The organism is Streptomyces sp. NPDC014891, from assembly GCF_043081085.1.
GTDB lineage: Bacteria > Actinomycetota > Actinomycetes > Streptomycetales > Streptomycetaceae > Streptomyces.
This window is the reverse complement of record NZ_JBIBWF010000007.1, coordinates 319,099-332,913: the sequence shown is the minus strand read 5'-3', so window position 1 is coordinate 332,913 and position 13,815 is coordinate 319,099. Positions and strand designations below refer to the sequence as shown.

15 protein-coding genes are annotated in these 13,815 nt (G+C 72.7%); 8 read left to right on the top strand and 7 right to left on the bottom strand.

The features are described from left to right. The first annotated feature begins 104 nt into the window (after positions 1–104). Positions 105–1,034, top strand: a complete 930-nt coding sequence (locus ACF09E_RS22220) for a GlxA family transcriptional regulator (protein WP_392206738.1) — start codon at positions 105–107, stop codon at positions 1,032–1,034. On the opposite strand, the gene ACF09E_RS22215 is transcribed toward ACF09E_RS22220, so the two are convergent. Beyond that, a complete protein-coding gene (locus tag ACF09E_RS22215) occupies positions 1,000–2,286 on the bottom strand; it encodes a geranylgeranyl reductase family protein (protein WP_388792599.1) in 1,287 nt (428 codons plus the stop codon). The genes ACF09E_RS22220 and ACF09E_RS22215 overlap by 35 nt on opposite strands. Positions 2,287–2,396: 110 nt before the next feature. Then, positions 2,397–3,092, bottom strand: a complete 696-nt coding sequence (locus ACF09E_RS22210) for a demethylmenaquinone methyltransferase (protein WP_392206670.1) — start codon at positions 3,090–3,092, stop codon at positions 2,397–2,399. Between the two features lie 208 nt (positions 3,093–3,300). Here ACF09E_RS22210 and ACF09E_RS22205 point away from each other — a divergent pair, with 208 nt between their 5' ends. Together ACF09E_RS22205 and ACF09E_RS22200 are read left to right on the top strand one after the other, a co-directional pair. After that, positions 3,301–3,855, top strand: coding sequence for a SigE family RNA polymerase sigma factor (locus ACF09E_RS22205; protein ID WP_392206737.1), 555 nt, complete (start codon positions 3,301–3,303; stop codon positions 3,853–3,855). 8 nt (positions 3,856–3,863) lie between these two features. Further along, positions 3,864–4,604, top strand: a complete 741-nt coding sequence (locus ACF09E_RS22200; RefSeq protein ID WP_392206669.1) for a hypothetical protein — start codon at positions 3,864–3,866, stop codon at positions 4,602–4,604. Here ACF09E_RS22200 and ACF09E_RS22195 read toward each other — a convergent pair. The 3 genes from ACF09E_RS22195 to ACF09E_RS22185 all read right to left on the bottom strand — a co-directional run bounded on the left by ACF09E_RS22195 (position 4,589) and on the right by ACF09E_RS22185 (position 7,544). Then, on the bottom strand, positions 4,589–5,188 hold the full coding sequence (locus tag ACF09E_RS22195; RefSeq protein WP_392206668.1) for a hypothetical protein: 600 nt from the start codon (positions 5,186–5,188) through the stop codon (positions 4,589–4,591). The genes ACF09E_RS22200 and ACF09E_RS22195 overlap by 16 nt on opposite strands. 7 nt (positions 5,189–5,195) lie before the next feature. Next, on the bottom strand, positions 5,196–6,395 hold the full coding sequence (gene mqnC, locus ACF09E_RS22190) for a cyclic dehypoxanthinyl futalosine synthase (protein WP_392206667.1): 1,200 nt from the start codon (positions 6,393–6,395) through the stop codon (positions 5,196–5,198). 276 nt (positions 6,396–6,671) lie between these two features. Next, positions 6,672–7,544 (bottom strand): menaquinone biosynthetic enzyme MqnA/MqnD family protein, encoded by an 873-nt coding sequence (locus ACF09E_RS22185; protein ID WP_392206666.1) that lies wholly within the window; start codon positions 7,542–7,544, stop codon positions 6,672–6,674. Between the two features lie 261 nt (positions 7,545–7,805). Here ACF09E_RS22185 and ACF09E_RS22180 point away from each other — a divergent pair, with 261 nt between their 5' ends. The 3 genes from ACF09E_RS22180 to ACF09E_RS22170 all read left to right on the top strand — a co-directional run bounded on the left by ACF09E_RS22180 (position 7,806) and on the right by ACF09E_RS22170 (position 9,103). Beyond that, positions 7,806–8,009, top strand: coding sequence for a cold-shock protein (locus tag ACF09E_RS22180; RefSeq protein ID WP_015035453.1), 204 nt, complete (start codon positions 7,806–7,808; stop codon positions 8,007–8,009). Between the two features lie 136 nt (positions 8,010–8,145). Further along, a complete protein-coding gene (locus ACF09E_RS22175) occupies positions 8,146–8,547 on the top strand; it encodes a DUF1992 domain-containing protein (RefSeq protein WP_392206665.1) in 402 nt (133 codons plus the stop codon). 49 nt (positions 8,548–8,596) lie between these two features. After that, positions 8,597–9,103, top strand: a complete 507-nt coding sequence (locus tag ACF09E_RS22170) for a DinB family protein (RefSeq protein WP_392206736.1) — start codon at positions 8,597–8,599, stop codon at positions 9,101–9,103. A gap of 138 nt (positions 9,104–9,241) precedes the next feature. Here ACF09E_RS22170 and ACF09E_RS22165 read toward each other — a convergent pair whose 3' ends face one another. Together ACF09E_RS22165 and ACF09E_RS22160 are read right to left on the bottom strand one after the other, a co-directional pair. After that, positions 9,242–9,691 (bottom strand): Zn-ribbon domain-containing OB-fold protein, encoded by a 450-nt coding sequence (locus tag ACF09E_RS22165; protein WP_392206664.1) that lies wholly within the window; start codon positions 9,689–9,691, stop codon positions 9,242–9,244. After that, positions 9,688–10,140, bottom strand: a complete 453-nt coding sequence (locus ACF09E_RS22160) for a DoxX family protein (RefSeq protein WP_392206663.1) — start codon at positions 10,138–10,140, stop codon at positions 9,688–9,690. Before ACF09E_RS22160 ends, ACF09E_RS22165 begins: the two co-directional genes overlap by 4 nt. 181 nt (positions 10,141–10,321) lie before the next feature. Here ACF09E_RS22160 and ACF09E_RS22155 point away from each other — a divergent pair, with 181 nt between their 5' ends. After that, positions 10,322–11,473 (top strand): flavin-containing monooxygenase, encoded by a 1,152-nt coding sequence (locus ACF09E_RS22155; RefSeq protein ID WP_392206662.1) that lies wholly within the window; start codon positions 10,322–10,324, stop codon positions 11,471–11,473. 106 nt (positions 11,474–11,579) lie between these two features. Next, entirely contained in the window at positions 11,580–13,802 is a 2,223-nt protein-coding gene (locus ACF09E_RS22150; protein WP_392206661.1) for an acetate--CoA ligase family protein, read from the top strand. The last annotated feature ends 13 nt before the right edge of the window (positions 13,803–13,815 follow it).

Below are 13,815 nucleotides of genomic sequence, written 5' to 3'. Positions count from 1 at the left end.
GAGCGGGCGACCGGGACACGGGCGGGAGGGCCGCCGGCAGGGGGCCGGGAGTCGTCGCCATCGCCGTCCTGCCGGACCGGCGGACCGGGACCTCCCTCTGGGAGATGTACGAACTCTCCCTGGCGTGCGGGGTCTTCGGCATCCCCCACCCGGATCTCGCCGACCCCTGGTACGAGCTGCGGCTCTGCGGGGACTCCGGCGGGGCCGGGATCTTCTCCGTGCGCACCGACCACGGCCTCGACGGGCTCGTGGGCGCGGACACCGTCGTCGTGCCCTCCGTGCCCGACGCCGTCGTCGAGGACGGCGGCGAGGTGCCGGCCGAGCTGGTCGAGGCGCTGCGCGCGGCCGCCGCCTCCGGCGCCCGGATGGTGTCCCTGTGCACCGGCGCCTTCGCGCTCGCCGCCGCCGGGATCCTCGACGGGCGCCGGGCCACCGCCCACTGGCAGCACACCGCGCAACTGGCCGCCCGCCACCCCGAGGTGACCGTGGACGACTCGGTCCTCTACACGGACGAGGGATCCGTGCTGACCAGCGCCGGGGCCACCGCCGCGCTCGACCTCTGCCTGCACCTGGTGCGCGCCGACCTCGGCGCGACCGTCGCCGGCCGGCTCGCCCGCCGTCTCGTCGTCCCGGCCCACCGCCCGGGCGGCCAGGCCCAGTTCATCGAGGCGCCGCTCCCGCCGAGCGACGACGACAGCCTGGGGCCCGTCCTGCAGTGGGCGACCGAGCACCTGTCCGAGCCGCTGACCGTGGAGGAGCTGGCCCGGCGGGCCCGGATGAGCCCGCGCACCTTCCACCGGAGGGTGCGCGAGGAGTACGGGACCACCCCGCTGCAGTGGCTGCTCCAGCAGCGGGTGGCCCGGGCCCAGACCCTGCTGGAGTCCACCGACCTGCCCGTGGAGCTGGTGGGCGACCACAGCGGGCTGGGCTCCGCGGCCAATCTGCGCCGGCACTTCACGCGTGCCGTCGGGTTGTCCCCGTCCGGCTACCGCCGGACGTTCAGGCCTTCGGGGCCACCTTCGAGAGACCGTTGATGATGCGGTCCATGGCGTCGCCGCCCGAGGGGTCGGTCAGGTTCGCCAGCATCTTCAGCGTGAACTTCATCAGCATCGGGTGGGTCAGACCGCGCTGGGTCGCGATCTTCATGACCTTGGGGTTGCCGATGAGCTTCACGAAGGCGCGGCCGAGGGTGTAGTAGCCGCCGTAGGTGTCCTTGAGGACCTGCGGGTAGTTCCGCAGCGCGAGCTCGCGCTGGGCCGGGGTGGACCGGGCGTGCGCCTGGACGATGACGTCGGCCGCGATCTGGCCGGACTCCATGGCGTACGCGATGCCCTCGCCGTTGAACGGGTTGACCAGGCCGCCGGCGTCGCCGACGAGCAGCAGGCCCTTGGTGTAGTGCGGCTGGCGGTTGAAGGCCATCGGGAGGGCGGCGCCGCGGATCGGCATCGTCATGTTGTCCGGGGTGAAGCCCCAGTCCTCCGGCATCGAGGCGCACCAGGCCTTGAGGACCTCGCGCCAGTCGAGCTCGCGGAAGGCCTTGGAGGAGTTGAGGATGCCGAGGCCGACGTTGGACGTGCCGTCGCCCATGCCGAAGATCCAGCCGTAGCCGGGCAGCAGCCGGTCCTGCGGGCCGCGCCGGTCCCACAGCTCCAGCCACGACTCCAGGTAGTCGTCGTCGTGGCGGGGCGAGGTGAAGTACGTGCGGACGGCCACGCCCATCGGGCGGTCCTCGCGCCGGTGCAGGCCCATCGCCAGGGAGATCCGGGTGGAGTTGCCGTCGGCGGCGACGACGAGCGGGGCGTGGAAGGTGACCTCGCGCTTCTCCTCGCCGAGCTTGGCGTGGACGCCGGTGATCCGGCCCGTGCGGTCGTCGATGATCGGGGCGCCGACGTTGCAGCGCTCGTGGAGACGCGCGCCGGCCTTCTGGGCCTGGCGGGCGAGCTGCTCGTCGAAGTCGTCGCGCTTGCGGACGAGTCCGTAGTCCGGGTACGAGGCGAGGTCCGGCCAGTCGAGCTCCAGGCGCACGCCGCCGCCGATGATCCGCAGGCCCTTGTTGCGCAGCCAGCCGGCCTCCTCGGAGATGTCGATGCCCATGGAGACGAGCTGCTTGGTCGCGCGGGGCGTGAGCCCGTCGCCGCAGACCTTCTCGCGGGGGAAGGCGGTCTTCTCCAGGAGGAGGACGTCCAGTCCGGCCTTGGCGAGGTAGTACGCGGTGGTCGATCCGGCCGGGCCTGCCCCGACGACGATGACGTCCGCGCTGTGCTCGGAGAGGGGCTGCTCGGTCACGGCGAGATCTCCCGGTGATTCGGCGATGGGAACGTACCGAAGTCTAGGCGGGTCGGCCGCGGCGGGGCCGGAGGGTCACCCCCGTACCGGCCCCGGCGCGCGGCGGCGGGTCAGGCGGGCTTGAAGCCCCGGTGGAGCGCCACGATCCCGCCGGTCAGGTTCCGCCAGGCCACCCGCGACCAGCCGGCCTTCTGGAGCATGCCCGCCAGGGTCGGCTGGTCGGGCCAGGAGCGGATCGACTCGGCCAGGTACACGTACGCGTCCGGGTTCGAGGAGACCGCACGGGCCACCGGCGGCAGCGCGCGCATCAGGTACTCCTCGTACACCGTGCGGAACGGCGCCCAGGTGGCGTGCGAGAACTCGCTGATGACGACCCGGCCGCCGGGCTTCGTCACCCGGTACATCTCGCGCAGCGCCTGGTCGGTGTCCTGGATGTTCCGCAGCCCGAAGGAGATCGTGACCGCGTCGAACACGTCGTCGCGGAACGGCAGCTTCGTCCCGTCGCCCGCCGTGAACGGCATCCACGGGTGGTTCTTCTTGCCGACCCGCAGCATCCCCAGCGAGAAGTCGCAGGGCACGACGTACGCCCCCGCCCGGGCGAAGGGCTGCGAGGACGTGGCCGTCCCGGCGGCCAGGTCCAGGACCTTCTGCGCGGGGCGCGCGTCGACGGCCTTCGCGACCTCCTTGCGCCAGCGACGGTCCTGGCCCAGCGAGAGCACGTCGTTCGTGAGGTCGTAGTTCGCCGCCACGTCGTCGAACATCGAGGCGACTTCGTGCGGCTGCTTGTCCAGGGTGGCGCGGGTCACTGGCTTCGGCCTCGCAGGATCGGGTGCGGACGGATCCGCCCATTCTGGCAGGCGGGACCCGACCGCCCGGAGCGGGCCCGCCGGGCGGCGCGCGCGGCACGATTTCCTGCTTTCCGCGATCTCCTTTCAACCTTTCGGGACCGGGGGCGCTCAAGGACGGTCGAACACGACAGCAGGCACGACGGCGAGGGGAGCAGGGGTGGCTGCGATGGCAGTGCCGGCGGAGGGCGGAATCGACGCCGGAGGTGCGGAGTCGGACGTCGGGACGGACTCCGGGTTCGAGGAGTTCGCCCGGGCCGCCCAGCAGCGGCTGTACCGCACGGCGTACCTGCTCTGCGGCGAGCCCGAGACGGCCCGCGACCTGACCCAGACCACGCTCGCCAAGGTCTACCAGCACTGGCGGCGGGCCGGGGCCGCCGACCATCCGCACGCGTACGCCAAGACCGTGCTGACCCGGACGTTCCTGAGCGAGCGGCGGCGCCGGCTGCGCGATCTGCTCGCCCTCACCCGGACCGGGGGGACGGACCCGGCGCCGGTCGCCGACCACACCGACCTGCGGGTGACGCTGCTCGCCGCCCTCGCCGAACTCCCGCCCCGGGCACGGGCGATGGTCGTGCTGCGCTACTGGGAGGACCAGAGCGTGGCCTCCGTGGCGACCCTGCTGCGGTGCAGCGAGGCCACCGTCAAGAGCCAGTGCTCCCGTTCCCTCGCCCGCCTTCGCACCCGCCTGGCGGACGCCGGGCTCTCGCTCACGGAAAGCTGAGGTCCACCGTGGAGAACGACAACGACATCACCCTGCTGCGCGACGCCATGGACCGGACGACGGACGGCCTGCCGCCCCTCCCCGACCTCGCACCGATCGCCGTGCGCGAGGGCCGCAGGCGGCGCGCCCGCTCCCGGCTCGCGGCCGGCGCGGCGGCCTTCGCCGTGGTCACGGCGGGGGTCCTCGGCGTGACGGTGCTGCCGCGTCCGGGGGCGGACGCCACCGGGGTGTCGACGGGCGTCGGCGGTGAGGCCGAGCGCCGCGCGGACTACCAGCGGCGGATGGCCGCGCTGCTGGACGAGCTGCTGCCCGCGAAGGTCACCGCCGTCCGGCCGGTGAAGGACGAGCCGGGCCGGTACCGGATCACCGTGGGCGGCAGGACCTTCCCGATGGTCGCGTCGGTCCAGCCGGCCGCCGGGGGCCGGGGGCCCTGCACGTGGAATGCCAAGAGTGCCGCCTGTGCGGGGAAGGAACTGCAGATCGGGGGGATCAGCGGGTTGTGCGGGGCTTCCGTGCACTACGCGCTGGGCAGGACTGCGATCCTCCTGAGGGTGTACTCCGGGACATCGCCGGAGCCGCTGGCGGTGGAGGATCTGATGGCCCTCGGCCAGGAACCGCGCTTCATGCACCTGGTGAAGGAGGCCGACGCACACCCTGTACAGCCTCAGGAGAAGAGCCTTGGCGAACCCCTCACCCCGGAGGAGCAGCGGCGGATGGCGAACTGCGAGCCGATTCAGCGGGCCCGGTAGACCAGCCGTCCGCCGATCACGGTCGCGACGCAGGTCGACGGGCCGAGGCGGACCAGGGCGGCCCGGTCCTGCACGTCGAAGACGGCGAAGCGGGCCGGGCCGCCCGGCTCCGGACCGGGCAGCAGGATCAACGGGGCCGGTGAGAAGGACGGGGCGCCCGGGAGCTTCTCCGGGCGGCGGCCCACCGCCAGGCCCGCCCGGCGCACGGCGTCCGCCGCAGCCCGGTCGCGGAGGTCGCCCGCGACGGCGACCGTGCCGTGGGCGAGGAGCCGCTGCACGCCGCGGCGCGCCGACGCGCCCCGGCGCGAGGCGTCCATGCGGAAGATCCGCTGCGCCCGCTCGCCGGTGATCGGCTCGGTGCCGAAGCCCTCCGCCTCCCGGGGGTCCGGGTGGTACATGCCTTCGAGGAGTTCGGGCGCGAAGGGGTTGAGCAGCCCCGGGGTGAGGATGCCGGGCCACCGGCGCACGCGGGCCTCGGGCCGGACGGCGGCCAGGTCGTCGAACGGGCCGACGGCGGCGATCCGGTCGCCGTCGACCAGGACCGCCGTCTCAGGCGTCGCCTCGGCGACGTGGATGGTCAGCACGGGCGCGTCAGCGGGCGTCGAGGAGCTTCAGCTCGGGGTGCGCCGTGCCGCCCTCGATCGCGACGGACGAGATGTGGGAGGCGACGCGCTCGTCGACCGGGTCGTTCGCCGGGTCGTCGTGGACGACGATGTGCTCGTACGTGGTGGTGCGCTGGGCCGGGACGCGGTCCGCGGTGCGGATCATGTCGATCATCTCGCGCAGGTTGGAGCGGTGCTTGGCGCCGGCGGAGGAGACGACGTTCTCCTCCAGCATGATCGAGCCGAGGTCGTCCGCGCCGTAGTGCAGGGTGAGCTGGCCGATCTCCTTGCCGGTGGTGAGCCAGGAGCCCTGGATGTGGGCGACGTTGTCCAGGAACAGCCGGCCGATGGCGATCATGCGCAGGTACTCGAGGAGCGTCGCCTGCGTCCGGCCCTTGAGGTGGTTGTTCTCGGGCTGGTACGTGTACGGGATGAAGGCCCGGAAGCCGCCTGTCCGGTCCTGCACGTCGCGGATCATCCGCAGGTGCTCGATCCGCTCGGCGTTGGTCTCGCCGGTGCCCATCAGCATGGTGGACGTCGACTCGACCCCGAGGCCGTGCGCGATCTCCATGATCTCCAGCCAGCGCTCGCCGCTCTCCTTGAGCGGGGCGATGGCCTTGCGCGGCCGCTCCGGCAGCAGCTCGGCGCCCGCGCCCGCGAAGGAGTCGAGGCCGGCGGCGTGGATGCGGGTGATGGCCTCCTCGACGGAGACCCCGCTGATCCGGGCCATGTGCTCGACCTCGGACGCGCCGAGGGAGTGGATGACCAGCTGCGGGAACTCGGCCTTGATCGCGGCGAAGTGCTTCTCGTAGTACTCGACGCCGTAGTCCGGGTGGTGGCCGCCCTGGAACATGATCTGGGTGCCGCCGAGCTCCACGGTCTCCGCGCAGCGGCGCAGGATGTCGTCGAGATCGCGGCTCCAGCCCTTCTTCGTGTCCTTGGGGGCGGCGTAGAAGGCGCAGAACTTGCAGGCCGTGACGCAGACGTTCGTGTAGTTGATGTTGCGCTCGATGATGTACGTCGCGATGTGCTCGGTCCCCGCGTACCGGCGGCGGCGCACGGCGTCGGCGGCGGAGCCGAGGGCGTGCAGGGGCGCCGAGCGGTAGAGGTCGAGCGCCTCCTCGGGGGTGATCCGGCCACCCGCGGCGGCGCGGTCGAGAACGGACTGGAGTTCGGCCTTCTCGGTCACCGGGTGTGTCCCTTTCGGAGGGGTTCTGTCGACCGAACCAGCGTACGCCAGCGCTCCTCACCGCTTCCGTCGGGTGGTGCGCGGGCGCGCGGTGGCAATGCGGCGGCATTACGGAGGGTTCGGACGGGGATATCGGGGTGAATTGCCGAACGGAGACGCGACGGCGAATTCCGGGAAGCCGGCGGAAGGCCCTGGAGAACTCCGGCGGAGGAGGTGTCCGGGGAGTGTCCGGGGCGTGTCGGGGAGGCCGAATGGGAACGCGGAACGCGCGCCCCGCTAATCCCGCGCCGGCGGCAGCAGTTCGACGGTGACGTCCGCCGGGAAGCCGGTCGTGGGGCCGGTGCGGCGGGCGAACTCGCGGACTCCGGCGAGCTGCTCGGGGCCGAAGCGGAAGTCGAGCGTACGGAAGTACCGCTCCAGGAGTTCGGCGTCGAAGGTCTCCCAGCGGGCGGCCTGCTCGGCGACCTTGGCGACCTCCTCCAGGGAGAGGTCCCGGGAGGCGAGGAACGCCTGGTGCACCTCGTGGACGGTCTCCGGCTCGCGGGCCAGGTAGTCCTTGCGCGCCGCCCACACGGCGAAGACGAACGGGAGCCCCGTCCAGTCCTTCCACATGAGGCCGAGGTCGTGGACCTGGAGGCCGAGCCGGGGCGCGTCGTGCAGCGAGGCCCGGAGCGCGGCGTCGCCGATGAGGACGGCCGCCTCGGCCTCCTGCATCATCAGGCCCAGGTCAGGGGGGCAGGTGTAGTAGTCCGGCGCCACCCCGTAGCGCTCGGCGAGGAGCAGCTGGGCGAGGCGTACGGAGGTGCGCGAGGTGGAGCCGAGCGCGACGCGGGCGCCGTCCAGCTCCTCCAGCGGCCGCTGCGAGACGATCACGCAGGACATCACGGGTCCGTCGCAGCCGACGGCGATGTCGGGGAGCGCGACCAGGTCCGGCGCGTTGCGGAGGTACTCGACGAGGGTGATGGGGCCGATGTCCAGGTCGCCCCGGACGAGCCGCTCGCTGAGCTTCTCGGGCGTGTCCTTGGTCAGCTCCAGGTCGAGGAGCGTCCCGGTCCTGGCGAGGCCCCAGTAGAGAGGGAGGCAGTTCAGGAACTGGATGTGCCCGACGCGGGGCCGGCTGCGCTGCTGGTCGTCGGTTGCATTGTCCACATCGTGAGGCTAGACCCGTCTCGTACCGTGGGCATCGTCGGGGCACGCGCGTCAGCACACGGAGCGAGATCAAACATGCGAGTGAAGTGATCTTTCCCTCTACCGTCCCGGGCGGCCTGCGTGCTACGCTCAACGCAAGTTGCAGTTTGGTTTCCCTTGCAGTACAGAGCCTGCGGAGCATGTGACCCGCAGGCTTTTGTAGTTTTCAGACTTGTTTGCAGGTTCTGGAGCAGGGCGACCCTTTGGCCCATAGGAGGGCTCATGGCTACCGGAACCGTGAAGTGGTTCAACGCTGAAAAGGGCTTCGGCTTCATCGCCCAGGACGGCGGCGGCCCGGATGTCTTCGTCCACTACTCCGCGATCAACGCGAACGGCTTCCGTTCGCTCGAGGAGAACCAGCTCGTGACCTTCGACGTCACGCAGGGCCCGAAGGGCCCGCAGGCGGAGAACGTCTCCCCGGCCTAAGGTGCCTGGGTCGGCGAACACGCACGACTAGAGCAGTACCCAAGGAGCCCCGCTCCGTGCCTCGGCACGAGCGGGGCTCCTGCCCTTTCCCGGCGACGACCGCACCCGCACCGCGGGGCTTACGTAGTCTGGACACATGACCGAACGCAAACCGCCCGGAGTCAGCTTCGAGTCCTTCGTGGACAAGCAGATCCGCGAGGCGTCGGAGCGTGGTGAGTTCAGCCGTCTGTCGGGGTTCGGCAAGCCCCTCCCCGACGACTCGGCGCCCTACGACGAGCTGTGGTGGATCAAGGGGAAGATGCACCGCGAGGGCGCGTCCGTCCTCCCTCCCTCGCTGGCGCTGCGCAAGGCCGCGGAGGACGCGGAGGCGGAGGTCGCCGCCGCCGTCTCGGAGAGCCAGGTCCGCCGGATCCTCGGGGAGATCAACACCCGGATCGGCGAGGCGCTGCTCCGGCCGCCGGCCGGTCCGCCGCTCAACCTCAAGCCCTTCGACGTCGAGGCGGCGGTCGAGCGGTGGCGGGCGCAGCGGAGCGCGTAGCGTCCCTGCCCGCCGGGCCCCGCGTCGAGAGGAGTCCCTCATGTCCCACCTGAACAGCGCCGGTCTGCTGGTCGACTCGTTCGGCCGGATCCAGGAGGCCGTCCACGAGGCCGTGGAGGGCCTCACCGAGGAACAGCTCGCCGCCCGGATCGATCCGGACGCCAACTCGATCGCCTGGCTGGTCTGGCACCTGACCCGCGTCCAGGACGACCACCTCGCGGGGGCCTTCGACACGGACCAGCTGTGGGACACGGACGGCTGGCGCGACCGATTCGGGCTTCCCTTTGGCAAGGACGCGACCGGCTACGGCCAGACGAGCGCCCAGGTGGGCCGGGTGCGCGCGCCCGCGGACCTGCTGCTCGCCCACTACGACGCGGTGCACGCGCGGACCCTCGACCTGGTGCGCACGGTGACGAACGCGGACCTGGACCGGGTCGTCGACGCCGCCTGGGACCCCCCGGTCACCCTCGGCGTGCGCCTGGTGTCGGTGGTCGCGGAGGACCTCCAGCACGCGGGGCAGGCGGCGTTCGCGCGGGGCGTGGTGGAGCGCGGTTAGGCCCCCGGCCGGCCCGTCGACGCCGACGCCCCGCCACCCGATCGCCTGACGGCCGGGGCGGCCGGGGCCTACCCGCGCCCGGGGCGCTCGGGCGCGGCCGCGGGTCCGCCGCCGGTCAGCCGTCTACTCCTCCGTCGCTCAGCGGTCTGCTCCTCCGCCGTCCGCCGTCGTCGGCGCGTCCGGTACCGGGAGGTCGGTCGTCGTGAAGACGGGGACGGTCGCCTCCCCCTCGGGCCGGAAGGCGACCCGGAGTGCCATGCCGATCCGGAGCTCCGCCTCCGGGACGTCCACCACCTCCGTCATCATCCGCGGCCCCTCGGCGAGGTCGACGACCGCCGCCACGTACGGGACGCGCTCGCCGAAGGGCGGGAGGTCGTTCCGGTGGACGACCGACCAGGTGTAGAGGGTGGCGCGGCCGCTCGCGCGCTCCCACACGACGTCCTCGCTCCAGCAGTGCGGGCAGAACTCGCGCGGATAGTGGTGGGCCCGGCCGCAGGCGGCGCAGCGGCGCAGCAGGAGGCGGCCCCCGGCTGCGGCGTCCCAGTACGGGCGGGTGAAGGCGTCGATGTCGGGGTCGGCGGCCGTCACGGGAAGAGTCCGATCGCGTGGTCGAGGGACCAGGTCTGCCAGGACATGGCGAAGAGGGCGACGAGCGAGATGAGGGCCATCATGGCGTTCTGCCCCTGCTCGGCCCAGTCGTGGATCATCAGGACGAGGTAGAGCAGGTTGAGGAGCAGGCCGCCGACCAGGGCGACCGGGGTGAGGAATCCGGCCACCAGGCCGAGCCCGAGGGCGAGTTCGGCGTAGACGACGACGTACGCCATCAGCTTGGGGCGCGGGGCGACGACCGCGTCGAAGCCCTTCCTGACGGGCGGCCACCGGTGCCGGCCCGCGACGTCGGCGGCCCAGGCGATGCCGGTGCCGCGCTCGAACCAGCCCTTCCTGTCCTTGTGGCGCCAGCTCTCCAGCCACCACAGGCCGAGGCCGATGCGGAGGACGGCGAGCCATTCGGCGCCGGTGAGCCAGACGGTCTGCATGCGCGCTCCCCCTCGTGGGAAACCACTGAATCTGACGGTACGTCAGTTCAGCGCAGCCGGGCCCCCGGCGCAAGGGGCGGGCGTCCGGCGGTCGCGGCGGGCGTCCGGCGTGACCGATTCGCAACCGAAATCCCTCTTGACCGAGACCCACAGCGTGTACACGTCATTACGCTCAGCATTCATGGCCACCACCCCCCTTGCACTCCCTCCACAGGCTGACCACCCCGTGTACGTCATCGGCGCGGGCCCCGGCGGTCTCGCCGTCGCCGCCGCCCTGCGCGCGCGGGGCGTCCGGGCCGTCGTCCTGGAGAAGTCCGACGCCGTCGGCGCCTCCTGGCGCGCCCACTACGACCGGCTGCGGCTGCACACCACCCGCCGGCTCTCCGCCCTCCCCGGTCTGCGGATCCCCCGCTCCTTCGGGCGCTGGGTCGCCCGCGCGGACGTGGTGCGCTACCTGGAGAAGTACGCCGAGAAGCACAAGCTGGAGATCGTGACGGGCGTCGAGGTCTTCCGCGTCGAGCGGGCGGGCGCCGACTGGGTCCTGCACGCGACCGGCGGCCGCCGGCTGACCGGCCGGGCGGTCGTCGTGGCCACCGGCTACAACCACACTCCGCGACTGCCCGAGTGGCCCGGCCGCGAGGAGTACCAGGGCCGGCTCGACCACGCCCGCGCCTACCGCAACCCCGAGCCCTACACCGGGCAGGACGTCCTCGTCGTCGGCATCGGCAACACCGGCGCCGAGATCGCCGCCGACCTCGCCGACGGCGGCGCCGCCCGGGTGCGGCTCGCCGTGCGGACCGTCCCGCACATCGTCAAGCGCACCACGGCCGGCTGGCCCGCCCAGCGCTCCGGCATCCTCGTCCGCCGCCTGCCGAGGGGGCTCGTCGACCGGCTGGGCGCCCTGGCGGCCCGGGCCGGGACGCCCGACCTCTCGGCGTACGGACTCCCCCGCCCCGACAAGGGCATCGCCACGCGCCAGCGCGAGGGGGCGATCCCGGTCCAGGACGTGGGCCTGATCGCCGCGGTGCGGGCGGGGAGGGTCGAGGTCGTCGCGGCCGTGGAGGCCTTCGAGGGCGGTGAGGTGATCCTCGCGGACGGCTCCCGGATCGCCCCGGACGCGGTGATAGCGGCGACCGGCTACCGGCGCGCCCTGGAGCCGCTGGTCGGCCACCTGGACGTGCTCGACGGGCGCGGGCACCCGGTGGTGCACGGGGCCCGCTGCCCACGTGAGGCGCCCGGGCTCTACTTCACCGGGTTCACGAACCCGATCAGCGGGATGTTCCGCGAACTCGCCATCGACGCGGAGAAGATCGCCCGGAGGATCGCCCGGTAGCGGGCCCGGGGACCGGCCGCCCCGCACCTATTCCTGACTGCGCGTCAGTTCTGTAATCTGACTGATCGTCAGGTGTATACGGATGGGTGAAGGGCGGGCGGAACACATGCTTGGATCGACACACGGCACCTTCACCACCGATCTCCGCGCCCGCGTGGTCGCCTGCGGGGAGTCGCCCCGCGCCGCCGTGCACGGGGTCACCGCCGCCCCCGGCGACCAGGACGTCAGCGGACGACCGCTGTACGCCGCCGTGCCCGACCTCGACCGGTTCTTCCGCCCCGAGTCCGTCGCCGTCGTCGGCGCCTCCGACGCCGAGGGCCGGCCCAACACCGGGATCACCCGGCAGCTGCTCGCCTGGGCCGAACGGGTCGGCGCCCGGCTGGTGCCCGTGCACCCCACCCGTACCAGCGTGTTCGGGATCCCCTGCGTGCCCTCCGTCGGCGCCCTCGCCGAACCCGTCGACCTCGCCGTGCTCCTCGTCGCCGACCCGCTGCCCGTCATCGAGGAACTCGCCGAGACCAAGGTGCGGTTCGCGGTCGCGTTCGCCTCCGGCTTCGCCGAGACCGGCGCGGCTGGAGCGGCCGCGCAGGAACGTCTCGCCGCCGCCGTCCGCCGCTCCGGGATCCGTCTCCTGGGCCCCAACACCAACCTCAACGCCTTCGAGCGCTTCCGCGAGGACCTCGACGGCCCCGCCGTCGCCCTCATCACCCAGTCCGGCCACCAGGGACGGCCCGTCTTCACCCTCCAGGAGCTCGGCGTCCGCCTCTCCCACTGGGCGCCCACCGGCAACGAGGCCGACCTGGAGACCGCCGACTTCCTCTCGTACTTCGCCGGACGGCCAGAGGTCGGCGCCATCGCCTGCTACGTCGAGGGACTCAAGGACGGCCGGTCCTTCCTCCTCGCCGCCGACCGGGCCGCCCGCCACGGCGTCCCCGTCGTCGCCGTGAAGGTCGGCCGGACCGAGACCGGGGCCCGCACCGCCGCCTCCCACACCGGCAAGCTCACCGGCGCCGACCAGGTCGTCGACGCCGCCATGCGCCAGTTCGGGGTGATCAGGGTCGACGGGCTCGACCAGCTCCAGGACACCGCGACCCTGCTCGCCCGCGCCCGCCGGCCGCAGGCCGACGGCGTGGTCGTCTACTCGATCTCCGGCGGCACCGGCGCCCACTTCGCCGACCTCGCCACCGCGGCCGGCCTGCGGCTGCCCGCCCTCCCGCAGGCCCGGCAGGACGAACTCCACCAGTGGATCCCGGAGTACCTGAGCGTCGCCAACCCCGTCGACAACGGCGGTCACCCGGTGGGCGACTGGCGCGGCCGGAAGATCATCGACGCGATCCTCGCCGACCCGTCGGTCGGCGTGCTGATCTGTCCCATCACCGGACCGTTCCCGCCCATGAGCGACCGGCTCGCCCAGGACCTCGTCGACGCGGCGGAGGCCACCGACAAGCTGGTCTGCGTGGTGTGGGGATCCCCGGTCGGTACGGAGGAGGCCTACCGCACCACCCTGCTCGGCTCCTCGCGCGTCGCCACCTTCCGCACGTTCGCCAACTGCATCGGGGCCGTGAAGGCCTACCTCGACCACCACCGCTTCACCGGCACCTACCGCTCCCCCTTCGACGAGGCCCCCCGCACCCCCTCCCCGTCCTTCCGCAAGGCCCAGGCCCTCATGCGGCCCGGACGGAGGCTCAGCGAGCACGCGGCGAAGCAGCTCCTTCGGGCGTACGGGATACGGGTGCCCCGCGAGCAGCTCGTCACCAGCGCGGCGGCCGCCGTCCGGGCCGCCGGCCTGGTGGGCTACCCGGTCGTGATGAAGGCCTCCGGCGCCCAGCTCGCCCACAAGACCGAACTGGGTCTGGTGAAAGTGGGGCTGACCTCCGCGAGCCAGGTCAGGGACGCGTACCGCGAACTCAACGACATCGCCCGCTTCGAGTCGATCGACCTCGACGGGATCCTCGTCTGCCAGATGGTCGGGCGGGGCGTCGAGATGGTGGTGGGCGTGACCCGCGACGACCTGTTCGGGCCGACCGTGACGGTGGGGCTCGGTGGGGTCCTGGTGGAGGTCCTCGACGACACGGCCGTACGGGTCCCGCCGTTCGGCGAGCACGAGGCCCGCTCGATGCTCGCCGAGCTGCGCGGCCGCGCCCTCCTCGACGGAGTGCGGGGCGCGCCGCCGGCCGATGTGGACGCGCTCGTCGAGGTGGTGCTGCGGGTCCAGCGGATGGCGCTGGAACTCGACGGCGACCTCGCCGAACTCGACATCAACCCGCTGATGGTGCTGCCGCGCGGGCAGGGCGCGGTGGCCCTGGACGCGCTCGCGGTCTGCCGCTGAGGAGACCAGAGGT

Coding starts and splice junctions, on each gene's coding strand:
- ACF09E_RS22220 (WP_392206738.1), top strand. CDS start 105: ATGTACGAACTCTCCCTGGCGTGCGGGGTCTTCGGCATCCCCCACCCG.
- ACF09E_RS22205 (WP_392206737.1), top strand. CDS start 3,301: ATGGCAGTGCCGGCGGAGGGCGGAATCGACGCCGGAGGTGCGGAGTCG.
- ACF09E_RS22180 (WP_015035453.1), top strand. CDS start 7,806: ATGGCTACCGGAACCGTGAAGTGGTTCAACGCTGAAAAGGGCTTCGGC.
- ACF09E_RS22175 (WP_392206665.1), top strand. CDS start 8,146: ATGACCGAACGCAAACCGCCCGGAGTCAGCTTCGAGTCCTTCGTGGAC.
- ACF09E_RS22160 (WP_392206663.1), bottom strand. CDS start 10,140: ATGCAGACCGTCTGGCTCACCGGCGCCGAATGGCTCGCCGTCCTCCGC.
- ACF09E_RS22155 (WP_392206662.1), top strand. CDS start 10,322: ATGGCCACCACCCCCCTTGCACTCCCTCCACAGGCTGACCACCCCGTG.
- ACF09E_RS22150 (WP_392206661.1), top strand. CDS start 11,580: ATGCTTGGATCGACACACGGCACCTTCACCACCGATCTCCGCGCCCGC.